Annotated in this window: 23 protein-coding genes; 11 read left to right on the top strand and 12 right to left on the bottom strand. The window is 62.4% G+C overall.

Annotated features, from left to right (window positions below; translation table 11 throughout):
- Positions 1-37 precede the first annotated feature (37 nt).
- The 7 genes from tadA to M2375_RS07220 form a co-directional block, all read right to left on the bottom strand.
- Positions 38-1546, bottom strand: coding sequence for a tRNA adenosine(34) deaminase TadA (gene tadA, locus M2375_RS07190; protein WP_259164877.1), 1509 nt, complete (start codon positions 1544-1546; stop codon positions 38-40).
- A 5-nt stretch (positions 1547-1551) separates the two neighbouring features.
- A complete protein-coding gene (locus tag M2375_RS07195) occupies positions 1552-1761 on the bottom strand; it encodes a hypothetical protein (RefSeq protein WP_259164878.1) in 210 nt (69 codons plus the stop codon).
- Between the two features lie 84 nt (positions 1762-1845).
- Complete coding sequence (locus tag M2375_RS07200) at positions 1846-2766, bottom strand: ADP-ribosylglycohydrolase family protein (RefSeq protein ID WP_259164879.1); 921 nt, start codon at positions 2764-2766, stop codon at positions 1846-1848.
- A complete protein-coding gene (locus M2375_RS07205) occupies positions 2766-3341 on the bottom strand; it encodes an NADAR family protein (RefSeq protein WP_259164880.1) in 576 nt (191 codons plus the stop codon). Before M2375_RS07205 ends, M2375_RS07200 begins: the two co-directional genes overlap by 1 nt.
- A gap of 1 nt (position 3342) precedes the next feature.
- A complete protein-coding gene (locus M2375_RS07210; protein WP_259164881.1) occupies positions 3343-3957 on the bottom strand; it encodes an HAD family hydrolase in 615 nt (204 codons plus the stop codon).
- Positions 3954-4535, bottom strand: a complete 582-nt coding sequence (locus tag M2375_RS07215) for an RNA 2'-phosphotransferase (protein ID WP_259164882.1) — start codon at positions 4533-4535, stop codon at positions 3954-3956. The genes M2375_RS07210 and M2375_RS07215 overlap by 4 nt, the downstream gene beginning before the upstream one ends.
- Before the next feature lie 4 nt (positions 4536-4539).
- Positions 4540-5148: a DUF4291 domain-containing protein gene (locus M2375_RS07220; RefSeq protein WP_259164883.1), complete on the bottom strand. Its 609-nt coding sequence runs from the start codon at positions 5146-5148 to the stop codon at positions 4540-4542.
- Between the two features lie 142 nt (positions 5149-5290).
- On the opposite strand from M2375_RS07220, the gene M2375_RS07225 reads away from it, so the two are divergent.
- Complete coding sequence (locus M2375_RS07225; protein ID WP_259164885.1) at positions 5291-6019, top strand: NUDIX hydrolase; 729 nt, start codon at positions 5291-5293, stop codon at positions 6017-6019.
- Positions 6020-6120: 101 nt separating this feature from the next.
- Positions 6121-8124 (top strand): U32 family peptidase, encoded by a 2004-nt coding sequence (locus M2375_RS07230; protein WP_259164886.1) that lies wholly within the window; start codon positions 6121-6123, stop codon positions 8122-8124.
- Between the two features lie 134 nt (positions 8125-8258).
- On the opposite strand, the gene M2375_RS07235 is transcribed toward M2375_RS07230, so the two are convergent.
- Complete coding sequence (locus tag M2375_RS07235; protein ID WP_259164887.1) at positions 8259-9611, bottom strand: MFS transporter; 1353 nt, start codon at positions 9609-9611, stop codon at positions 8259-8261.
- A 187-nt stretch (positions 9612-9798) separates the two neighbouring features.
- On the opposite strand from M2375_RS07235, the gene cyoA reads away from it, so the two are divergent.
- From cyoA to M2375_RS07270, 7 genes are all read left to right on the top strand, one after another.
- Positions 9799-10854, top strand: a complete 1056-nt coding sequence (gene cyoA, locus M2375_RS07240) for a ubiquinol oxidase subunit II (RefSeq protein ID WP_259165333.1) — start codon at positions 9799-9801, stop codon at positions 10852-10854.
- A 30-nt stretch (positions 10855-10884) separates the two neighbouring features.
- Complete coding sequence (gene cyoB / locus M2375_RS07245; RefSeq protein WP_259164888.1) at positions 10885-12888, top strand: cytochrome o ubiquinol oxidase subunit I; 2004 nt, start codon at positions 10885-10887, stop codon at positions 12886-12888.
- Complete coding sequence (cyoC, locus tag M2375_RS07250; protein ID WP_259164889.1) at positions 12881-13510, top strand: cytochrome o ubiquinol oxidase subunit III; 630 nt, start codon at positions 12881-12883, stop codon at positions 13508-13510. The genes cyoB and cyoC overlap by 8 nt, the downstream gene beginning before the upstream one ends.
- Positions 13511-13942 (top strand): cytochrome o ubiquinol oxidase subunit IV, encoded by a 432-nt coding sequence (cyoD, locus tag M2375_RS07255; protein ID WP_259164890.1) that lies wholly within the window; start codon positions 13511-13513, stop codon positions 13940-13942.
- A gap of 69 nt (positions 13943-14011) precedes the next feature.
- A complete protein-coding gene (locus tag M2375_RS07260) occupies positions 14012-14764 on the top strand; it encodes an SURF1 family protein (RefSeq protein WP_259165334.1) in 753 nt (250 codons plus the stop codon).
- 52 nt (positions 14765-14816) lie between these two features.
- Positions 14817-16175 carry an ATP-binding protein gene (locus M2375_RS07265; protein WP_259164892.1) on the top strand — a complete coding sequence of 453 codons (1359 nt, stop codon included), beginning with the start codon at positions 14817-14819 and terminating at the stop codon, positions 16173-16175.
- Complete coding sequence (locus tag M2375_RS07270) at positions 16138-16680, top strand: response regulator transcription factor (protein ID WP_259164893.1); 543 nt, start codon at positions 16138-16140, stop codon at positions 16678-16680. The genes M2375_RS07265 and M2375_RS07270 overlap by 38 nt, the downstream gene beginning before the upstream one ends.
- Before the next feature lie 9 nt (positions 16681-16689).
- Here the strand turns inward: M2375_RS07270 and M2375_RS07275 are convergent, their stop codons facing one another.
- Entirely contained in the window at positions 16690-17589 is a 900-nt protein-coding gene (locus M2375_RS07275) for a LysR family transcriptional regulator (RefSeq protein WP_259164894.1), read from the bottom strand.
- A gap of 170 nt (positions 17590-17759) precedes the next feature.
- On the opposite strand from M2375_RS07275, the gene M2375_RS07280 reads away from it, so the two are divergent.
- Together M2375_RS07280 and M2375_RS07285 are read left to right on the top strand one after the other, a co-directional pair.
- Positions 17760-18854: a YeiH family protein gene (locus M2375_RS07280; protein WP_259164895.1), complete on the top strand. Its 1095-nt coding sequence runs from the start codon at positions 17760-17762 to the stop codon at positions 18852-18854.
- 100 nt (positions 18855-18954) lie between these two features.
- Positions 18955-20238: an O-acetylhomoserine aminocarboxypropyltransferase/cysteine synthase family protein gene (locus tag M2375_RS07285; RefSeq protein ID WP_259164896.1), complete on the top strand. Its 1284-nt coding sequence runs from the start codon at positions 18955-18957 to the stop codon at positions 20236-20238.
- Between the two features lie 93 nt (positions 20239-20331).
- On the opposite strand, the gene M2375_RS07290 is transcribed toward M2375_RS07285, so the two are convergent.
- The 3 genes from M2375_RS07290 to mntP form a co-directional block, all read right to left on the bottom strand.
- Positions 20332-20943: an OmpW family protein gene (locus M2375_RS07290; protein ID WP_259164897.1), complete on the bottom strand. Its 612-nt coding sequence runs from the start codon at positions 20941-20943 to the stop codon at positions 20332-20334.
- Positions 20944-21170: 227 nt separating this feature from the next.
- Positions 21171-22166 (bottom strand): DUF808 domain-containing protein, encoded by a 996-nt coding sequence (locus M2375_RS07295; RefSeq protein ID WP_259164899.1) that lies wholly within the window; start codon positions 22164-22166, stop codon positions 21171-21173.
- Between the two features lie 446 nt (positions 22167-22612).
- A complete protein-coding gene (gene mntP, locus M2375_RS07300; RefSeq protein WP_259164900.1) occupies positions 22613-23182 on the bottom strand; it encodes a manganese efflux pump MntP in 570 nt (189 codons plus the stop codon).
- Positions 23183-23580 lie beyond the last annotated feature (398 nt).

Consider the following 23580-nt stretch of genomic DNA (forward strand, 5'->3'; position numbering starts at 1 on the left):
AGCGGAACAGCTGCGGGCTATTGTGCAGCAGATAGGCTCAGCGCAAAGCCGCCGCCACCAAGCCCAGCGCTGTGGGCTGTGCGCCCGCATCAAAGAAGCGGCTGGCCTGCAGCAGCGCCGCGCTGTTTTGCAGTGGCAGCCAGTCGCCGCCTGCGCAGCGCTGCCAAGCCAGCGGCCCGGCGCCACCTGCCGCAGCAGCCACAGCTGCGAGCCAGGCATCCAGGCCCTCTGCAGGCGCTGGCCACCAGCGTGCTTGCTCGCCCATGCTGACCAGAACGGGCAGTGCTTGCGCTGATGCGGTCGGCATCAAAACGGGCGCATCCATTGCCGCCCATGCATCACGTGCCCAAGCACGCAGCCCCGCGCGGTAGCCCTTGTCAGGAAACTGCGCCGCCCATTGCTGGCGGTCTGCATCCATCGTTGCATCCATTGCACTGGTGCCCAGCGCGGCGGCAATATCCAGCGCAGGCTTGCGCGCCAACTGCTCCAGCCAAAGCCGGTAGTCGGCGCTCGGCGCTGCGGCGCTGGGCGGGTTGATCAACCACAGCCCCTGCACGGGCCTGTCCAGCGCAGCCTGCTGCACCACCAGGGCCTGGGCCAGGCGCGCGGCATCACCATGAGCGACCACGACCAGCCCTTGTTCGCCATCCAGATGCAAATGCTTGATCAGGTCTTGCAGCATCGCCAGCTGCTGCGCATCGCCCAGACGCTGGTCCTTTTTGGGCTTGTCGCTGCGCCCCAGGCCCAGCCAGTCGGGCACCACAACGCGATCTCCCCGCGCGGCCAGGCCGGCAGCCAGCGCACGGAAAAGACCCTGGTGCGCAGGCATGCCCGCCAGCAGCAGCCATTGGCGTGCCGGTGTTGGGGCGGGGAGAGGGGTCTGACCCGCGCTGTCCTTCACATGCAGGCGCAGGCCTGCCAAGGACGGCCAGTCGCTGTAAAAGCAGCTGGCGCAGCCGCAATCCAGCGCAGGGGCAAACACGGCGTCGGGCGTGCGCAGTGCGTCGTCGCGCAGCCGGTGGCTGGCCAGCGCCTGCTGCCTTTGCTGCACGCGGCGCTGGCCAAAAAATTCGGTCAGCAAGGCTGCCGCCTCTGCGGCCAGCACCCCGGGGGTCACAGCGGTGTGGTGGTTCAGTGCAGCCTGCGCAAACAGATCCAGCACCGAGCCCCCCGCCCCGGTGCGCGGCTCAGCCGCACCCCAGACCACGCGATGGAGCCGCGCATGCAAGATGGCGCCCGCGCACATGGCGCAGGGCTCCAAGCTCACATACAGGGTGCAGCCATCGAGCCGGTAATTGCCCAGCCGCCGGGCCGCATCCCGCAATGCCTCCATCTCGGCATGGGCACTGGGGTCATGCGCGCCAATCGGGTGGTTAAAGCCCCGGCCCACAATCTGGCCGTCACGCACCACCACGGCACCCACCGGCACTTCACCAGCTGCCGCCGCGGCGCGCGCCTGCTCCAGCGCTGCGCGCATCCAGTGCGCGTCATCGGGCTGGGGGGCGAGCTGGCCACCGGTACTGGCGGGAGCGGGACTATCGGCCATACCATTCACTCTTCGGCTTGCTTGAGGCGCTGCGCATCCTGCTGCGCGGCCTGGTTCAGCTGTTCCTGCACCTGCTGCTGGATCTGCCTGCTTTGCGCATTCACATCCTTGCTGGTGTCGATCTGCGGCACACGCAGCCCTTCCACGGCGGCCGGGGCGGGCGCCTTTGTCACGCCCATGTTCTGCTTCATCAGCAGCGCCACAATAGCCATCACCACCAGTAATCCTGACAAACCCAATACAGCCCGCATAGCATCCTCCCTCAATTCCGTATGCGGGTCTGATTATCGCGCGGCATCCTATTTAGCGGCAGGCAGGCCCTGGTTCGCCTGCCACAACTGCACAGCCAGCGCACGGATTTCATCGGCCAAGTGTAGGCGCTGCAACCAGTGGCGCGGTATGCCCTGCTCGCCCCAAAACGCGCCAGCAATCTGGCCGGTGATGGCCGCCGTGGTGTCGGCGTCGTCGCCCAGATTCGCGGCCTCCAGCACCGCATCCTCAAAGCAGTCATGCCGGGCAAAGCACCACAGTGCTGCTTCCAGGCTGTGCACTACATAGCCCGAACCTTGGATGTCCTCCCGACTTTTGGTCAGGTAACGGCCCTGCGCGATCTGCTGTAGCTGGGGGCTGGCCAGTGGCAGAACCGACAGCGCCAGCACCTCGCCTTTGGGCCGGCCCTGCAAGGCGCGGGCCATGGCTACCGCCAACAGGCGGCAGGCGTCGAGGCACTCCGCCGCGCCATGGGTCGTTTGCGAACTGAGGGCAGCCTTGTCCTGCAAGCGCTGCTCATCGCCGCAAAAGCGCAGCGCCACGGGCGCCAGCCGCATGATCGAGCCATTGCCAGCGCTGTCAGGCTCCGTGCTGCCTGCTATCGGTTCACCGGTGAGGAGAAAGCGCTGCACAGCGCCCCGCGTGGCTATGCCAATGTCAAAGCAATGCCCGGTGGAGCTCCAGTAGCCCCACTCGTACCAGTTGGCATAGCGTGCCATCTGGTCTGCCGGGTGGCAATCGCCCTTGATGACCAGACTCTCGGCCAGGCACAGCGCCATCGAGGTGTCGTCGGTCCACTGCCCTGCGCGCAGCGAGAACGGGCCTCCGCCCACCATATCGGTCAGCGGCATAAAGCTGCCGCGCGACTGGAATTCCACGGTGGTGCCCACGGCATCGCCGCAGGCCAGGCCCAGCAATGCGCCCTGAAAACGGTCCTGAGTTGGCTGCATCACTGGCCTCCGGCGCGCAGTTGCTTGCGCGCCGCCATCAGCGCGAAGCCCAGAAGATTGAGGCCGCGCCAGTGTTCAGGCTGCTGTGCCAGCGCATCTTGCGCCGCCAGGCCAATACCCCAGATCGCGTCCACCGGGCTGGCCTCCACCAGCACGCGCTCCCCGGTCGTCAGCAGGTAGTTCATCAATCCCGCGTTTTGGCCAAACTTGGCCGCATTGCCGCGCACCACGATGTCAAAGCAGGCGGCGTTCCAGCGCTCGCTGTCAAAGCTCCGCACTGTGCGGCCCAGCGCCTTGGCCTGCGCCGGGCTGGCGCATTGCAAAATCTTGGCCCGCGCCACGCCATCGCCAAACAACCGTGCCTTCTCGGCCATCATGAAGTGCTCAGCACTGCGATAGTGCTCGTCATCCACCGTGAACCCGGCCTCAAACCACTGGCTCAGGCAACCCTTGCCAACGCGGCCATCGGCCTCGGGCTGGTGGCCCCAGAAAAACAGGTAGCGGGGCTGCCGGCCCGCCTGAATCTGCGCGATCAGTTCGGGCACCGAGCGGATGATGTCGTTGGTGTGTGTCATATCAGTTCTCTTGTCTCCCAGCCAGCCACCAGTGCGCAAACGCGTCCAGGCTGGCATGGGTGGAATGCAGCTGTCGTAGTGCCGGCCCGCAGTTGGGGCTGCCATCAGGTTCGCGCAGTACCAGCGCGCTATGGATGCCTTCGGGCAGGCCATCAAAGTTCGGCAAATAGTCATCCACTAAGGCCAGCGGCTGCAGTTGCAACAGTGCTGCGGTCTTTGGACTGCCGCCACGGGCATCGCGGCCGGTGGCAATCACACGCTCAATCGGAAAGCCATGAGCGCGTAAATTGCCAAGCCGCGCCTGAGCAAACTGGGGCTGCAGCGCCGTCAGGCACACCAGCTCAAACCCGGCGGCCACCAGCTGCTGACAGGCCGCAAGCGCACCTGGCATAGCAGGCAAGGCAGACCAGAACTGCGCATCAAACCCCGCGCGGAACCGATGCAGCGCCTCGTCACTCAGGCGCTCCACCTCCCAGCGGTCTGCTGCCCAGTAGGCATTGGGGTTGCGCAACCCAGGTTGCCGGCCAAAAGTCCGCTTCCAGGCACCGGCGTACGCCAGGTTGTAGTCGAGCAGCACGCCGTCAGCATCCAGTGCCAGCACACGATTGCGGCTCATGTGCCCAGCTGCTGTAGATAGGTGACAGGCACTGCATCAGTCAACCAGACACCGTTGTCCGAACAATAGAACACATGGCCATCGGCGACCATGCGTGCGGCATCCACCTGCAGCAAGGCCAGCTTGCCATGGCGCCGCCCTACCGCCCCAGCGGTCTCGATGCTGGCCGACAGATGCACATGGTGGCGCTGCTGGCGTGTCAGGCCTTGCGCCAGGATCGCATCAAGAAAACGGGTCGCTGTGCCATGGAAGAGCGTATCCGGTGGAGCGCTGGGAGCCAATTGCAGCTCCACCGCGACCGAATGCCCCTGGTTGGCACGAATGTGCCTGCCGTCTTCGCTGAAGGCAAAACGCTGTTTGTCGCTGTCCGCAACCACCGCTTGTAACTGCGCCAGGCTCATGGGTTTGCCACTGCAGGCCAGGCAAGCGAGCAGATCGTCCGTGTTCGCCCAACCAGCGCTGTCGAGTTGCAAGCCAATGGTCTGCGGGCTGTGCCGAAGCACCAGGCTCAGCAGTTTGCTGCGGCGGGTCATTGCCTCGGAGTGGTCTCCGGTATTGGTGTCTCTGGGTTCTCGCATGGTCTCAGGCTTCCACGGGTTCATAGACACGCTCGCGCGGCGTCAACAGTGCCAGGGAATCATCCCGCGCATGAAGGCGCTGCTCTGCAACAAAGGGGTTCATGTCGATGACTTCCAGCAACTGCTCGGTGGCCAGGGCACTCAGGGTCTGCCCGCGCAGCCCCAGCTGCACCGCCCTGCGCTCGCACTTGGCACCGCTTGGCGCATGGTCAGGATCCCACTGCAGGCGCACCTCAGAGGTCTGCACCGCAGCCTGCCAATCCTGCACTGTGGCAAAGCCAGCTGAAGTGAAGCTCGATGGCACGGCTGCGCGCAGCAATCCATCAAAAAATGCGCGTCGAATGCGCAGGCCCAGCACATATTCCTGCCCGGGCTGGGTGCCCCAGGCACTGCGGTACATCATCCACAAAAAATTGGGCTTGATCCAGCTCATGCGGGAAAAGCTGAAATCCGGCCCGCCGAGGAAGCCATGCTCCAGCGCGTGGCGCGCAATCGAGGCCCGGTAGGCCTGGTAGACCACGATGCTATGGTCGTCGTAGCTGGCGAGAATGTGTTGGCCCGCTGCTGGCCACTGACGCAGCTGCTGGCAGTAGGGTTCGGTATCGATGGTCATCGTCAATCTTTCTTGTTGTTATATATCTGGAGTAAAAGTGCAGGCTTCCCGCCCGACAGGTCCTTTCGAGACGTAAGTTGTATTGAGCAACTTACATGAGTTGTACAATACAACTTGCTTTTTCATCCGTCAAGGTTTTTCTATGGCCTCCGCCGCTGCCAGCCACAACCGCACTGATTTTGTACGCCCTTACACAACAGTGGATGTAGTGATCTTCAGCGTGGTGGAAGGCGCTTTGAAGGTGTTGCTGGTGCAACGCCCGGCAGAGGGCACCGAGCCCTTTCCCGGTCTGTGGGCGCTCCCGGGGGGATTTGTCGATGTGGCACAGGACATCGATCTGCAGGCCTGCGCCAACCGTAAGCTACGCGAAAAAACCAACGTGGCCAGTCCTTACTTGGAGCAGTTGGGCAGCTGGGGCGGCCATGACCGTGACCCGCGTGGCTGGTCTGCCACGCATGTCTACTTTGCCCTGATTGCTGCACAGCGGCTGACCTTGGCCAAAGGCGCTAATGCGGCTGACGTGGCCTGGTTCGAGGTCGATACCCTCTGCGCACAGCCCCATCTGGCCTTTGACCACAGCGAGATTCTGCGCGCCGCAGTCGAGCGCCTGCGCGGCAAGGTCGAGTACACCTCGCTGCCCGCCTTTTTGCTGCCCGAGCCCTTCACCCTGCCCCAGCTCCAGCAGGTCTACGAGACGGTGCTGGGCCGGCCCGTGGACAAGAGCGGCTTTCGCACCCGCATGCTGGCAGCGCAGTTTCTGCGCGAGGCCGGGCATGTCGAGGGGCCGTCCAACCGCCCGGCCATGGGCTACCGCCTGGCCGACCGCAGTGCGCCGGTGGTGTTTCCGCGCACATTTAGCCCGCGCAGCTGAACCGAGGCTGAAGCGCTTGAATGGGACTTGGGCTGGCACCGCAGTCAGCTTATCTCCCAGCGCAGCAGCCATCTCGCAGCGACCTGAGATAATCCGCCCCCATGTCCCTCCTGCCCCACCAGCTCGAACTGCTCTCCCCGGCCCGCGATGCCGATATCGGGATTGAAGCCATCAACCATGGCGCTGATGCCGTCTACATCGGTGGCCCGGCCTTTGGCGCGCGCGCCACGGCGGGCAATGACATCCGTGATCTGGAGCGCCTGATAGCGCATGCACACCGCTTTGGCAGCCGCATCTTCATCACGCTCAACACTATCTTGCGCGATGACGAACTCGAAGGCGCGCGCCAGATGGCCTGGCAGGTCTACGAGGCCGGCGCCGACGCGCTGATCATCCAGGACATGGGCCTGCTGGAGCTGGACCTGCCCCCGATCCAGCTGCATGCCTCCACCCAAAGCGATATCCGCACGCCTGAGAAAGCCCGCTTTTTGCAAGACGCCGGCCTGTCGCAGATCGTGGTGGCGCGTGAGCTGGATTTGAAGCAGATTGCCGCCGTGCGTGCGGCCACCGACCCGGCCCGCACGACGATTGAGTTCTTCGTGCATGGCGCGCTGTGCGTGGCCTACTCGGGCCAGTGCTACATCACCCATGCCCACACCGGCCGCAGCGCCAACCGGGGCGATTGCAACCAGGCCTGCCGTCTGCCCTACGAGGTGCTGGACGCCCAGGGCCGCATCATTGCGCATGAAAAGCATGTGCTGTCGATGAAGGACAACAACCAGAGCGACAACCTGCGCGCACTGATCGATGCCGGGGTGCGCAGCTTCAAGATCGAGGGGCGCTACAAGGACATGGGCTATGTGAAAAACATCACCGCCCACTACCGCAAGCTGCTCGACGAGATCATCGAAGAGCGCGAGTTTTCTGACGCGCCACTGGCGCGCTCGTCTTCAGGCCACACCAGCTTCAGCTTCACGCCGGATCCGGACCAGAACTTCAACCGCGAGTTCACCGATTACTTCGTCAACGGCCGCAAGGACGATATCGGCGCCTTTGACACCCCCAAGACCCCGGGCCGCGCGATCGGCTGGGTCACCAAGGTGGGCGAGAACTTTGTCGAGCTCGAAACCTCCAGCCGCGACACCGTGCTGCACAACGGCGATGGCCTGTGCTACTACGACCTGCAAAAAGAGCTGGTCGGCATGCAGATCAACCGCGCCGAATCGGTGGATGCGAAGCAATCGCTGTGGCGCGTGTTCCCCAAGGACCCGGTCGCTGGCTTCAAGGACCTGCGCAAGGGCCTGGAAGTGAACCGCAACCGTGACATGGACTGGGTGCGCACACTCGACAAAAAATCGAGCGAGCGGCGCATTGGCCTCTGGGCCCAGCTCGGCCAGACTGTGGATGGCTTTGCGCTGACCTTGACCGACGATGACGGCTTTGTCGGCAGCGCCAACCTGGTGCAGGCGCACCAGCCCGCCACCGACAGCGCGCGGGCTGAGGCCAGCTTGCGTGAGCAGCTGGGCCGCTTTGGCGCCACCATCTTCTCGGTGCATGACATCAGCCTGCAGCTGGACCAGCCATGGTTCATCCCAGCCTCCGCGCTGAACCAGCTGCGCCGTGATGCCGTGGCCGCGCTGGAAGCTGCCCGCGAAGCCGGCTTTGTGCGCCTGCCACGCGCGCTGCCAGTGGAGCCGCCTGCGCCCTTCCCGGAAGACACGCTGAGCTATTTGTCCAATGTGTTCAACCAAAAGGCGCATGACTTCTATGTGAAGCACGGCGTGAAGGTGATCGACGCAGCTTACGAGAGCAAGGAAGAAGAAGGCGAAGTCTCGCTGATGATCACCAAGCACTGCGTGCGCTTTTCGATGAGCCTGTGCCCCAAGCAGGCCAAGGGTGTCATCGGCGTCAAGGGCACTATCAAGGCCGAGCCACTGCAGCTGATCAATGGCAAGGAAAAGCTGACCCTGCGCTTTGACTGCAAGCCCTGCGAGATGCATGTGGTGGGCAAGATGAAGCGCTCGGTCATCAACCAGCATGCCAAGGAGATGCAGGAGTTTCCGATGCAGTTCTACCGCAGCCGGCCGGCGGTGGTTCGTAGCTGAGCGTATTGACCGGCACCAAAAAACGGAAAAGCTGCAGAACCTTCGCTCTGCAGCTTTTTTTCCACCAAGGCCCAGGCGCCAAGGTCAATCCTCCGCCTGGCTGTCCGCAATGAACAGTCCCTTGATAAAAACAGTCAGGCGCTGGACTCCGCGCCCTCGCGCGATTCCAGCGCACGGTTGATACCAAGGGCGACCAAGGTGCAGACCGCGCCAGACAGCAGGTACAGGCACACGGCGATCAGGCCGAACTTGGCCGACAGCCCCAGCGCCACCAGCGGTGCAAAGGCCGCGCCGACCAGCCAGGCCATGTCGGTCGACAGGGCGGCACCCGTGTAACGGAAGCGGGTGGAGAAGTTGGCCGTGACCGTGCCGGACGACTGGCCATAAGACAGGCCCAGCAGCACAAAGCCGACGATGATGAAGATGTTGTTGCCCGTCACGCCGCTGGACAGCAGCTTGGGTGTGGCCAGGCTGAACAGCGCAATCAGCACCGCCATCGCGCCCAGGGTGTTGCGCCGGCCAAAGCGATCCGCCAGCTTGCCCGAGGCCACAATAGCCAGCGCTGCACAGAAGGCACCCAGAATCTGCACCATCAGCACATGCACGATGGGTTGCGGCGAGTACAGCGAGATCCAGGACAGCGGAAACACGGTGACCAGGTGGAACAGCGCAAAGCTGGCCAGTGCGGCAAAAGCGCCGATTGCCACGTGGCTGCCTTCCTCGTCGATCAGACGGGTGACGCTGACCGGTTCCAGCTCACGCTCCTGCATGGCCTGGGTATAGGTTTGGCCCATCACCAGCTGCAGGCGCGCAAACAAGGCCACGACGTTGACTGCAAAGGCAACATAGAACGGATAGCGCCAGCCAAAGTCGAGGAACTCGGCTTTTGACAGGGCGGTGTACAGATAGGCAAACAGACTGGCTGCGAGCACAAAGCCCAGCGGGGCGCCCAGTTGGCCAATCATCGCGTACCAGCCTCGGCGGTTGCTCGGGGCGTTCATTGCCAGCAGCGAGGGCAGGCCATCCCAGGAGCCGCCCAGCGCCAAGCCTTGGGCAAAGCGGAACAGCGCCAGCAGCCAGATGGCGGTGCGACCCAGCACCTCATACCCGGGCAAAAAGGCGATGCCGACGGTGGCGACACCGAGCAAAAACAGCGCGACGGTCATTTTGGCGGCACGACCCCAGCGGCGCTGAATGGCCATGGAGATGGCGGTACCTACCGGGCGGGCGACAAATGCGATCGAAAACACCGCAAATGACAGCAAAGTACCGTTTAGCGCCGAGAAATGAGGAAAGAAAACGCTGGGAAAGACCAAGACGGCCGCTATGCCAAATACGAAGAAATCAAAATACTCTGACGAACGGCCGATAATCACCCCGACCGCGATCTCGCCAGGTGTTACATCTTCTTCAGAATGGGCACGGACATCGGGATCAGCACCGGGGGTGCCGCCGACAGGAGATGCTGTGTAACCGAGACTACTCATACAAAAGCTCCTTCCTCAAGCTGTTACCGGCCTGCTGAGACCGTACCGTTACCAGGAGCCTAGCTGGGTACTTTCTGAGAGGGCGTAGGACAAAATGTCCAATCGACAGGCCTGCCTCTAGCATTTACATTTGGGGGGATTTTGCAATCCATGTTTATACCTAAGCGCGCTTGCCGTGCCCTTTCGCATGCCTGATCTGAAAAAACTTCGCGGGCCCTCACGGCTCGTTGCGGCGTTACTGGTTGCCGCCAGCCTTGCAGGCTGTAATACCGTAGTTCTCAACCCTGCGGGAGACGTGGCGGCACAGTCCGGCAATCTGGTGATCATCGCCACCTTGCTGATGCTGATCATCATCGTTCCAGTGATCGTGCTGATTTTGCTGTTCGCGTTCAAGTACCGCGAAAGCAATGAGCCTGCAGATTACGATCCCGAGTGGCACCACTCCACCGTGCTGGAGCTGGTGATCTGGTCGGTACCGCTGCTTATCATCATTGCCCTGGGCGCGCTCACCTGGATTTACACCCACAAGCTCGACCCTTACCGCCCTCTGGACCGCATTGACGCCAACCGCCCTCTGGCCGCTGACGTCAAGCCGCTGGAAGTCGAAGTGGTCGCGATGGACTGGAAGTGGCTGTTCATTTACCCCGAACAAGGCATTGCCACCATCAATGAGCTGGCAGCCCCTGTGGATCGCCCCATCCGCTTCAAGCTGACGGCGACCACCACGATGAACGCCTTCTACGTGCCTGATCTGGCCGGCATGATCTATGCCATGCCCTCGATGCAGACGCAGCTGAACGCCGTGATCAACAAGCCTGGCGTGTACAAGGGCATGAGCTCGCACTACAGCGGCGCTGGCTTTGCCGGCATGACTTTCAAGTTCCACGGCCTGAGCAATGGTGACTTCGACGCCTGGGTGCAAAAAGCCAAGACCGAAGGCGCCACCTTGGACCGCAGCGAATACCTGACCTTGGAAAAACCGAGCGAGCGCGATCCGGTTCGTCTGTTCGGCAATGTTGACAACACCCTCTACCACGCTGTGCTCAACCGCTGCGTGGAAGCCGGAAAGATGTGCATGGACGAGATCATGGCCAAGGATGCCATGGCCAACATGAAGGCACGCGCGGCTGCAGGCAAGAGTGTTTCGCTGATCCCTGAGGACGACGTTTGCACGGTGGCCAATGCCCCTGCGGTGGTCGCCGCCCTGGGCGAGCAAGCCCCTGGCACCCCCGTGGCGCAGTAACCCCATCGAGAATTTTCAAAGAGACTCAATATGTCCGTAGCTACAAACGTAAGCCATGACCCGCTCCTCGGGCGGCTGACATGGAATGACATACCGATGGTGCATGAGCCCATCGTGTTGTGGACCTTTATCGCCGTGGTCCTGGGCGGCCTCGTCGTCTTTGCCGGCATCACCAAGTTCAAGCTTTGGGGTCCGCTGTGGAAGAACTGGATTTGCTCCATCGACCACAAGAACATCGGCATCATGTACATGATCCTGGGCCTGGTCATGTTCCTGCGCGGCTTTGCCGATGCGATCATGATGCGCGGCCAGCAGGCCATGGCTGCGGGTGAATCGATGGGCTACCTGCCCCCGCACCACTACGACCAGATTTTCACCGCCCACGGCGTGATCATGATCTTCTTCGTGGCCATGCCTTTTGTGACCGGCCTGATGAACTATCTGGTGCCGCTGCAAATCGGTGCACGTGACGTGGCCTTCCCGTTCCTGAACAACTTCAGCTTCTGGATGACCACCTCCGGCGCCGTGCTGGTGATGGCTTCGCTGTTCGTCGGTGAGTTCTCCACCCTGGGCTGGCTGGCACTGTCGGGTCTGGGTGAATACCACCCTGGCGTGGGTCTGGATTACTACATCTGGGCGCTGCAGATTGCCGGGGTCGGGACCACCTTGTCCGGTATCAACCTGATCGTGACCATCATCAAGATGCGCGCACCTGGCATGAACCTGATGAAGATGCCTATCTTCACCTGGACCTCGCTGTGCACCAACGCGCTGATCGTGGCTTCCTTCCCGATCCTGACCGCTGTGCTGGTGCTGATGACCCTGGACCGCTACGTCGGCACCAACTTCTTCACCAACGAGCTGGGCGGCAACCCCATGCTGTACGTGAACCTGATCTGGATCTGGGGCCACCCTGAGGTCTACATCCTGATCCTGCCAGCGTTTGGCGTGTTCTCTGAAATCGTTGCGACTTTCTCGCGCAAGCGCCTGTTCGGCTACACCTCGATGGTGTACGCGACCGTGTGTATCACCATCCTGTCCTGGCTGGTGTGGCTGCACCACTTCTTCACCATGGGCTCCGGCGCCAGCGTGAACTCCTTCTTCGGCATCACGACGATGATCATCTCGATCCCGACCGGCGCCAAGATCTTCAACTGGCTGTTCACGATGTACCGTGGCCGCATCAAGTTCACCGTGCCTATGCTGTGGACCGTGGGCTTCATGCTGACCTTCACCATCGGTGGTATGACCGGTGTGCTGCTGGCCGTGCCGCCTGCTGACTTTGTGCTGCACAACTCGCTGTTCCTGATCGCCCACTTCCACAACGTGATCATCGGTGGTGTCGTGTTTGCCGTGTTCGCCGGTATCAACTACTGGTACCCCAAGGCCTTCGGCTACCGCCTCGACGAGTTCTGGGGCAAGGCATCGTTCTGGTTCTGGTTCGTCGGTTTCTGGGTGGCCTTCACGCCGCTGTATGTGCTGGGCCTGATGGGCGTCACCCGCCGCGTCAACCACTATGAAGACGCGTCGCTGCAGATCTGGTTCATCATCGCGGCCTTCGGTGCGGTGCTGATTGCCCTGGGTATCGCCTGCTTCTTCGTGCAGTTGTTCGTCAGCTACCTCAAGCGTGACCAGCTGCGTGACGTGACCGGTGACTGCTGGAACGGCCGTACCCTGGAATGGGCCACCTCTTCGCCCCCTCCCCAGTACAACTTCGCCTTCACCCCTGCGGTGCATGACAGCGATGCCTGGTGGGACATGAAGAAGCACGGTTTCAAGCGCAAGCTCGACAACTACAGCGATATCCACATGCCCAAGAACACGGGCGCCGGTTTCGTAATCTCGATGATTGCCCTGGTGTTTGGTTTTGCCATGATCTGGCACATGTGGTGGATCGCTGGCATCAGCTTTGCCGGCATCGTCCTGGTCTCGATCATCCACACCTTCAACTACAAGCGTGACTACTACATCCCTGCATCGCAGGTAGCAGCCACCGAAGAAGAACGTACTGAACTGTTGGCCCGCCATGTCTAATCACAACACACTCGCCCGGGCGCCCGGCGCCTCGAACCGCGACTACTTCCTCAAGGAAGAGCCGCATGTTGAAAACGGCACCGCTCTGGGCTTCTGGCTCTACCTGATGAGCGACTGCCTGATCTTTGCAGCCCTCTTTGCCACCTACGGCGCACTGGGCCGCAACTACGCAGGCGGCGCCGGTGGTGCCGAGCTGTTCGACCTGAGCCTGGTGGCCATCAATACCGCCTTGCTGCTGCTGTCGTCCATCACCTTCGGCTTTGCCATGCTGGCCAAGCAAAAGGGCTCGGTCAAGGGCACCGTCGTCTGGCTGATCATCACCGGCCTGTTTGGCGCTGGTTTCCTGGGCGTGGAACTGTATGAGTTCCACCACCTGATCCATGTGGGCGCTGGCCCGCAGAGCAGCGCTGCGATGTCGGCCTTCTTTGCCCTGGTGGGCACCCACGGTCTGCACGTGACCTTTGGTCTGGTGTGGCTGGTGGTGCTGCTGCTGCAAATCGGCAAGCACGGCCTGACCCGCGAGAACAACCGCCGCCTGATGTGCCTGTCGATGTTCTGGCACTTCTTGGACGTGGTCTGGATTGGCGTTTTCTCCTTCGTATATTTGATGGGAGTGCTGTAAATGAGCGCACAACATAACCACGCCGCGCACGGCCACGATGACCACCACGGTCATGACGACGGCCCGCACAGCACCTTCTCGGGCTACATGATCGGCTTCTTCCTGTCGATCATCCTGACGGCCATCCCCTTTGCCGTGGTGATGGGCGATGTGTTCGAGAACCGTACCACCACCGTGGTGGTGATCGCCTTCTTTGCCGTCGTGCAGATCATCGTGCACATGGTGTACTTCCTGCACATGAACGGCAAGGTTGAAGGCGGCTGGACCCTGATGTCCACCATCTTCACCCTGGTGTTCGTCGCGGTGACTCTGGCCGGTACCTTGTGGGTCATGTACCACATGAACACCAACATGATGCCCGGCCACAACCACAACCCGGCCGCCGTGACCCAGCAGGCCCCTGCTGCCAACCAAGGCCACACCAACCACTAAGCTGTTTTGACCAACGAAACGCAACGGAATGCGCCCGGCAAGCCCGCGCATTCCGGATTCATTCAGGCGATGCTCGCAACCGTGGGCATCGCCTTGTTTTTGGGCTTCATCGCATTGGGCACCTGGCAGGTCTACCGCCTGCAGTGGAAGCTCGATCTCATCGACCGGGTTGAGCGCCGGGTGCACAGCGCCCCCCAGCCCGTACCCACGCCGGCCAGCTGGCCACAGCTGGATGCCAAGGCGCTGGAGTACCAGCCCAGCAGCCTGCAAGGCCAATGGCTGACCGACAAGACCGTGCTGACCCAGGCCACCACGGTGCTGGGCTCAGGGTTTTGGGTGCTCACACCGCTGCAGCTAGCCGATGGCAGCCAGGTGCTGGTCAACCGCGGTTTTGTGCCCGATACCCTGCGCCGCGACTGGGCAGGCGGCCCGCAACTGGCAGCTGGCACACCGGCGGGTGATGTCAGCGTGACGGGGCTGCTGCGCGCGAGCGAGCCCAAGGGCGGCTTTCTGCGCGACAACGACCCGCAGAGCCAGCGCTGGTTCTCCCGCGATGTGCAGGCCATTGCCCAGGCCCAGGGCCTGACGCAAGCGGCACCCTTCTTCATCGATGCCGGCCTGCCCGATGGCAGCGCCGACCTGGTGGGCGAGCAAAAGCGCAGCAGCGCCAGCGATCTGCAAGGCCAGCAGTGGCCACGTGCCGGTCTCACGCAAATCCGCTTTGTCAACAACCACCTGGTCTATGCGCTGACCTGGTATGGGCTGGCACTGATGGTGCTAGGCGCTGCCTGGCTGGTACGCATGCGCCGCAACGCCGACTAGGGCGGGAAACATTGGCAGGCCCAAGGCCTGCCGACTGCGGCACAATCGCACAGTGCCACTGTCCATCCCCTCCCCTTTCCAGGTTACCCACACCACCGACCGCCAGAACATGCAGCTGCTCATCCAGCTGCGCTGGCTGGCGGTGGTGGGCCAGGTGGTCACCATCTCGCTGGTCCACTGGGGATTCGATATCTACCTGCCCCTGTACGAGATGCTGGCCGTGCTGGCCGGTCTGGTCATCACCAACCTGATCTGTGTTTGGTGGCTGCGTTGGCGCCAGCACGATATCTCGTCGAGCGACCTGTTTGTCGCCCTGCTTGCCGATGTGGGCGCCCTGAGCCTGCAGCTCTACCTCAGCGGTGGCGCCAACAACCCCTTCATCACCCTGTTCCTGCTCCAGGTCACCCTCGGGGCCGTGCTGCTCAAGCCGTTTTACGCCTGGGGCATCGTGGTCGTCACCGGCTGCTGCGCGGTGGCGCTGGCCTTTTTCTACCAGCCGCTGCAGATCATGAGCCACCGCAGCGGTGCCATGCATGCGCTGTACCTGCTGGGGCTGCTGATCAGCTTTGGGCTGAACGCCATCTTGCTGGTGTCCTTCATCAACCGCATCATGTCCAACCTGCAGCTGCGCGATGCGCGCCTGGCCGACCTGCGCCAGCGGGCGGCAGAAGAAGAGCACATTGTGCGCATGGGCCTGCTGGCCAGCGGCGCAGCCCATGAGCTGGGCACGCCGCTGTCCACTTTGGCCGTGATTCTGGGCGACTGGCAGCGCATGCCTTCCATCGCCCAAGATGGCGAGCTGATGGACGATCTGCACGAGATGGAGCACCAAGTGCAGCGCTGCAAATCCATCGTCACCGGCGTGCTGCTGTCGGCCGGAGAGACACGTGGCGATGCGCCCCAAAGCACCACCTTGGTTACCTTCATGGACCGGGTCGCCGCGCAGTGGCAAAGCCACCGCCAGCCCGGCAACTTTGTCTACCGCAAGCAGGTGGCGCACGATATTCCGATCATCTCGGATACCTCGTTGCAACAGATGATTTTCAATGTGCTCGACAATGCGCTGGAGGCCTCACCTGGCTTCGTGCAGCTGGTGGTGGAATGCCCGGCGCAAGACGATGCCCAGCTGGTGCTGCAGGTCAGCGACAGCGGCCCGGGTTTCAAGAGCGAGATCCTGGCCCACCTGGGCAAGCCCTACCAGTCCACCAAGCAGCGCCCCGGCGGTGGCTTGGGCCTGTTTTTGGTGATGAATGTGGCCCGCTCACTGGGCGGCCATGTCGAGGCCCGCAACCGCGAGCAGCACCTGGGCGGCGGCGCGGTTGTCCGCATCAGCTTGCCGCTGGCCTCCATCGCCCTGGATGATGAACCCCACCATGACGCAAACCCAAGAACGCCTCTTACTCCTGGTTGAAGACGATGACGCCTTTGCCCGCACCCTGCGCCGCTCCTTTGAGCGCCGAGGCTACCGCGTGCTGCATGCCAGCAGCGCAGAAGAAGTGGCGCAACTGCTGCAGACCGAGCGGCCCCACTACGCGGTGATGGACCTCAAACTGGCTGGCCATGCATCGGGCCTGTCCTGCGTGCAATTGCTGCATGCGCAAAACCCCGAGGCGCTGATCGTGGTGCTCACCGGTTACGCCAGCATTGCCACCGCTGTCGAGGCCATCAAGCTGGGCGCCTGCCACTACCTGGCCAAGCCGTCCAACACCGACGACATCGAGGCGGCCTTCAGCCGGGTGGAAGGGACGATCGATGTGGACCTGACCGCCGCCACCACCTCGATCAAGACGCTGGAGTGGGAAAAGATCCACGAGACCCTGGCCGAGACGGGTTTCAACATCTCCGAGACCGCACGCCGCCTGGGCATGCACCGCCGCACGTTGGCGCGCAAGCTCGAAAAGCAGCACGTTCGTTAAGCGCGGGATTCAGGCAGCGTCCTCGCAGGCCTGCACCAAAGCCTGCAGCAGCGGCGATCGCTGCTTGCCCTGGCGCTGCAGCAGCGAAAACTGGCGCCGCATCGGTGGCAGCAGGCTGTGCAGCACGGCCAGCTCGCCCCGCTCGATCCAGGGCTTGGCGATGACCCGCGACAGGCAGCTGATACCCGCTCCCCGCGCCACGGCCGTGCAGATGGCTTCAGAACTCCCCAGTACGGCGGCAACGGGCCACGCCTGCAGCTGCGAGAGGACGGTGAATTCCACCGCCTCGCGCGTGCCAGAGCCCTCTTCGCGCAGCAGCCAGCGGCAAGCGGCCAGATGCTGGGGGGTGACGGGGCTGAGGCCTGCTAAGACCACCAGCGCATGACTGGGCGCTGCGATCAGCACCAGCTCGTCCTCCCGCCAAGGCTGCGCCTCCAGCGCCGGCCAGTGGCTCACCCCTTCGATAAAGCCCAGGTCCACGCTGGCCTCGCCCACCGCCTGGGCCACCTCCCGGGTATTGCCAATCACCACCTCAAAGCGCACCTGGGCATAGCGCTGCATAAAGTCCGCCAGGATGGCAGGCAGCACATGGTTGGCAATGGTGGTGCTGGCCGCCAGCCGCAGCACCACGGGCGCCGAGGGCTCCGTGTGCTGGGTGGCCTGCTCCAGGCGCCAGGCTTGCTCCAGCAGCGCTTGGGCCTCGGGCCAGAGGCTGCGGCCCAGATCGTTGAGCACCAGGCGCTTGCCGCTGCGCGCAAACAGCTGCGCACCCAGGCCCGCCTCCAGCTGGTGCAAGGCAGCGCTGACGGCCGATTGCGACAGGCCGACAGCCTGCGCTGCCGCTACCGTGCTGCCACTGCGGGCGATGGCACAGAAGACTTCCCACTGGCGCAAACTGAGATGGAGCATGGCGAGGCGGCAAAGCCTGGTATGGGTTGATGGAAAATTATCTACCTATTTTATAGATAGATCATAATCAAACAATTAGTTATACAGATATAAGAATAATTTCTATAGTGACGCCATATCGCCACTGCCACGCGCCACCCCTGGCTTGTTGCAAGGCCTTGGAATGCCCCATGTCACTCGCCCATCTATTTCCCCTGCCCCTGCTGCATAGCGGCCCCTGGTTAGCACGCCTCAAACGCCTGGTACCCGGCCTGCTGCTCTGCGCCGCCATCGCCTGGCTGGCCAGCGAATTGGCGGCCCTGCCCTGGTTTGCCAGCCATGGCCTGAGCGCGCTGACCCTGGCCATCGTCATTGGCATGCTGGTGGGCAATACCGTGTACGGCTGGGTACAGGCCCCCGCAGCCGCCGGGGTGGGCCTGTCCAAGCAGCAGCTGCTGCGCCTGGGCATCATCCTGTACGGCCTGCGCCTGACCTTCCAGGACATCGCCGCCGTCGGCGCCACCGGCGTATTGATCGATGCGCTGATGCTGTGCAGCACCTTTGTGCTGGCGCAGTGGCTGGGCCAGCGCTGGCTGGGCTTGGATGCGCGCACCAGCATCCTGGTTGGCGCCGGCAGTGCCATCTGCGGCGCAGCGGCCGTGCTGGCCACCGCCCCCGTGGCCAAGGCCCGGGCGGACGATGTGGCAGTCGCCATCGCCACCGTGGTCGTCTTTGGCACCTTGGGCACTTTTCTCTACCCGGTGCTGTACCAATGGCTAGTGCCTACTTTGCAGATGACCGAGGCCGGCTATGGCCTGTGGGTAGGCTCGACCGTGCATGAGGTGGCGCAAGTGGTCGCTGCCGGCGGCGCCATCAGCAGCAGCGCAGCCGATACCGCCGTGGTGGCCAAGATGGTGCGGGTGATGATGCTGGCCCCGTTTCTGATTGTGCTGTCGCTGTGGCTGGCCAAGCGCCCTGGCGGCGATGCATCCGTTGGCGCAGACCAGGCCAAGGGCCCGGTGCAGGCACGCCAGATCACCATTCCCTGGTTTGCCTTGGGCTTTGTCGCGGTGGCCGGCGTCCATTCGCTGGGCATCATCCCTCCCCAGGCGCTGGCCATCGGCGTGCAGTGGGACAACGCCCTGCTCACCATGGCCATGGCTGGACTGGGGCTCAGCACCCATGTGCGCTCGGTGCGGGCCGCCGGCATCAAGCCCTTGCTGCTAGCCCTGGTGCTTTTTGTCTGGCTGGTGGTGGGCGGGTTGGCGGTCAACACCTGGCTCTGATCCTTCATAAGCTCATACCCAAAAAATCGTTGGTTCCTTGGGCAGAACTGCTACAACGGGAAGACATTTTTCCCGCCAAGCACACAAGGATTCCAACACCATGCGCATCGAGACATTGGCCGTTCACGCAGGCTATTCGCCCGACCCCAGCACCAAGGCTGCGGCCGTGCCCATCTACCAAACGGTGGCCTACGCTTTTGACAGCGCGCAGCATGGCGCCGACCTGTTTGACCTGAAGGTGCCGGGCAATATCTACACCCGCATCATGAACCCCACCACCGATGTGCTGGAAAAGCGCGTGGCGGCACTCGAAGGCGGCCTGGCCGCGCTGGCCCTGGCATCGGGCATGGCAGCCATCACCGCCGCCATCCAAACTTTGGCAGAAGCGGGTGACAACATCGTCTCGGCCAGCACCTTGTATGGCGGCACCTACAACCTGTTTGCCCATACCTTTCCGCAGCAAGGCATTGAGGTGCGCTTTGCCGACCCGCGCGACCCAGCCAGCTTTGGCACCCTGATCGATGACAAGACCAAGGCCGTGTTCATCGAATCCATCGGCAACCCGCTGGGCAATGTGACCGACATCCGCGCGCTGGCCGATGTGGCCCACCGCCATGGCGTGCCGCTGATCGTGGACAACACCGTGCCCTCGCCCTATCTGCTGCGTCCCATCGAGCATGGTGCCGACATCGTCGTGCATTCGCTCACCAAATACCTGGGCGGCCATGGCACCAGCGTGGGCGGCGCCATCGTCGACAGCGGCAAATTCCCCTGGGCGGAGCACAAGACGCGTTTCAAGCGCCTGAACGAACCCGATGTGAGCTACCACGGCGTGGTCTACACCGAAGCGTTAGGCCCTGCCGCCTACATCGGCCGCGCCCGCGTGGTGCCCTTGCGCAATATGGGCGCGGCCATTTCACCGCAAAATTCGTTCCAGATTCTGCAAGGCATCGAAACCCTGGCCCTGCGCATGGACCGCATCTGCGAGAACACGCAGAAAATCGCCGAGACCCTGCAAAAACACCCCAAGGTCGCCTGGGTGCGCTACGCGGGCCTGCCCGACCACCCGGACCATGCCATCCTGCAAAAGCAATCCGGCGGCCGCGCCTCAGGCATTCTGTCCTTCAGCCTGAACGCTGCCGATGGCGAAGGCCGCGCCGCCGGCGCCCGTTTTCTGGATGCGCTGCAGCTGTTCACCCGCCTGGTCAATATTGGCGATGCCAAATCGCTGGCCACGCACCCGGCATCGACCACGCACCGCCAGCTCGACAGCGCCGAGCTGGAAAAAGCTGGCGTGAGCGAAGGCATGGTGCGCCTGTCCGTCGGTATCGAGCATGTCGATGACTTGCTGGCCGATCTGGAGCAGGCGCTGGCCAAAGTCTGATTTCCCGCCACGCAAAAAAGAGCCGCTTGTGCAACCACAAGCGGCTCTTTGTCATCGTGCTCCCAGCATGGGGAGCATCAAGGCTTTAGCGCTTTAGAAACGGTAGCCCACACCCACACCCAGCAACCAGGGATCGACCTTGAAGGTGCCCACCTTGGTGCCCGCCGAGCGCACATCGGTCTTGATGTAGACCTTCTTGACGTCCACGTTGATCGACCAGTGCTTGTCGAGCATGTAGTCAAAGCCGATTTGCAGCGCCGGGCCAAAGCTGTTCTTCTTGATCGACGGATCAAGCGCCGCCTCTACCGCAGGGGCAAAGTTCACGTTCGAAAAGCGTGTGTAGTTCACACCGGCACCCAGGTAGGGCTTGAAGGCACCCATATTGGTGAAGTGGTACTGCGCCAGCAGGCTGGGCGGCAGGTGCTTGAGCGAGCCGATCTTGGCGCCGTTGGAGCGCAGGTCATGCTTTTGCGGGTAGGTCAGCACCAATTCCGCCGCGATGTTGGGCGTGAAGAAATAGGTCACGTCCACTTCAGGAATGGTCTTGTCATTGATCGACAGACCCAGGCCGGTGGAGTCCTTGTTTGCGCTGTCCAGATGCACCGCGCGCACACGCACTTGCCAGGGGCTTTGTGCTTCTTGCGCCATCGCTGCGCCCGAAGCCATTGCACAAACAGCGGCTGCTGCCAACATCATTTTTTTCATCGTCATTGCCCTCGCTGCGATCTTGCTCGCATGGATTGAAAAGTTGCGGAACCGGCCCCGTGTCTGCCGTCCATGTTCAGCATCTTCTTCCCATGTGGACCAGGCTGCCCTGACCCAGATCAACCCGACAAAACAAGCGATGAAAAAAGGCGGCCCGCTGTTGCGAGGCCGCCTTGCATGGCATGCTGTACGCCACCCGCAGGCAGCGATCAGCCGGTGGTGGCAACTCAGTGGCCGCGCAACTTGTGCCAGGTCTCCACTGCCAGCACCACCAGGCCGCCAATGGCTGCACCCACCACCACATGCACCAAGGTGGGCGCCAGCATGGCCACCACGCCACCCATGGGCGTAATGGTGCTCTCAATCCAGTGCTCGATGGGCCCGATGCCATGCACCAGCAAGCTGCCGCCCACCATGAACATCGCCGCCGTGCCCACAATGGACAAGCCGCGCATCAACCAGGGCGTAAAAGCAATCAGGCCCCGGCCCAAGGCCTGGGCTGCGGCGCTGGTCTTACGCATCAGCCACATGCCCACATCATCCATACGCACAATGCCGGCCACCAGGCCGTAGACAAAGACCGTGATCGCGAGTGCCACCGCCACCAGCACCGCAAACTGCTCCCACAGCGGCTTGCTGGCCACCGTGCCCAGCGCAATGGCGATGATTTCTGCAGACAAAATGAAATCGGTACGCACCGCGCCCGCCACCTTGGCTTTTTCATAGACGACCGGGTCCATGTTTTTCTCGCTGGCTGCCGTCACAGACGAAGGCGCCACGCCCATCTGCTCGGCCTGCTGCGAATCCTTGATGGCATCGTGGGCCTGCTTGGGCTTGTGGAACAGGCTGAGCACCTTCTCCACCCCTTCAAAACACAGAAAAGCGCCACCAATCATCAACAGCGGCGTGATCAACCAAGGCGCAAAAGCACTGATCAGCAGCGCGGCCGGCACCAAGATGACCTTGTTCTTGAGCGAGCCCTTGGCCACCGCCCACACCACCGGCAACTCCCGGTTCGCCTTGACGCCTGTGACCTGCTCAGCGTTCAACGCCAGGTCATCGCCCAGCACACCCGCCGTCTTCTGCACTGCCACCTTGGTCTGCGTGGCCACATCGTCCAGGATGGCCGTGCTCTTGCCCGCCGCCGTCTTGGTCATCAGCGCCACATCATCGAGCAAGGTCGCAATATCATCGAGCAACATCAACAAACCAGCACCAGCCATTACGCTCTCCCTATCCAATACGGTGGCAAATCATAGCGATTTCGCGGTGCAATGCCGTGTCAGACCACGCAAAAAGCCGATTTGTACGTTTTGTTGGATGTTGTTCACAAAACTTTATGCAGGCCCTGTCAACAATCGCCCGCCCCGGCCCGTTGTACACCCATCTACACCAGAAAGGTGAAAGGACTGAAATGACTGAAGTGTTTGCTGTATGGCCTGAAGACGAACGTGACCGCAAGCGCGCACCTGCCCGCTTCTGATACCAGCGCAGCTTGCCAGCGGTTGAGCCAGAACTGAAAATCCGGCACCCGCATCGATTGCAAGCCCGCTAGCTTCTCTCAATTTAGCCCCGCTCTGCGGGGCTTTTTTGCGCCTGTGGATCGCCTCCTACAGCATGGCTAACCCGGCCTGCTTTACCCGCTAGCTGGATGCAGCAGGTTTCAGGCTTACACCGCAACCATGTGCTCGTACAGAATCAGCGAGCCAATGGCGATCAGCACCACGCCGCCCACCGCCTCGGCCCAGCGGCCGGTGACATGGCTCAGCAACCGCCCCACCATGACGCCCAAGGTCACCATCGCAAACGTGGCAAAGCCGATGCTCAGTGCAACCACGGCGATATTCACATCCAAAAAGGCCAGGCCCACGCCTACCGCCATCGCATCAATACTGGTGGCAAAGCCGGTCGCCACCAGCAGCCAAAAACCATGCCTTGCCGGTTTACTCATCTCGGGCTCATCGGCGCTTTTAAAAGCACCCAGCACCATGCGCCCGCCCAGCACCAAGAGCAGCACAAAGGCAATCCAGTGGTCCCAGGCCTTCACATAATCGGCAGCGGCATAGCCCAGCGCCCAGCCCACCAGCGGCGTGATGGCCTCGATCACGCCAAAGATCAGGCCGGTGCGCAAGGCCTCCGACCAACGGGGTTTGACAAGGGCTGATCCTTTGCCAATCGCGGCGGCAAAGGCATCGGTAGACATGGCTAGCGCCAACAGGGTGATGGAAGCAGCGTTCATCGGGAGTTCTTATAGGACAGTCGGGCATGAGCACAACGGCACGCCAACACTGCCCGACCCAAGTCGCGCTGGCATGCCGATGGTCTCGCCAACCGAAGAACGGATGTCTGCGCCACAGCATGAGAAATGCCGAGTATGTTGACGAAGACGCTTCCAGCGCGGAAGCAGGCTACTCCCCAAGGGAGACCGCAGTCTAAACGCTGCGCAGCGCTTAGCGGCGCAAGGCCCCAAAAGCGCCAAGCTCTTTAGGAATGGATCGCATTTCTGTCACTGTATTCAGGGAATCGACACCATTGCCAGTCAACGCCGTCAGGCGCAACACAGCTGCTTTCGTTGCAAGTGGGTGTTTGTACATTCATCTGTGCAAATTACCCGAGGTTCTGCTATTGCACCTCAGA

It is taken from the genome of Comamonas sp. BIGb0152 (genome assembly GCF_024809975.1).
Lineage (GTDB): Bacteria > Pseudomonadota > Gammaproteobacteria > Burkholderiales > Burkholderiaceae_C > Comamonas.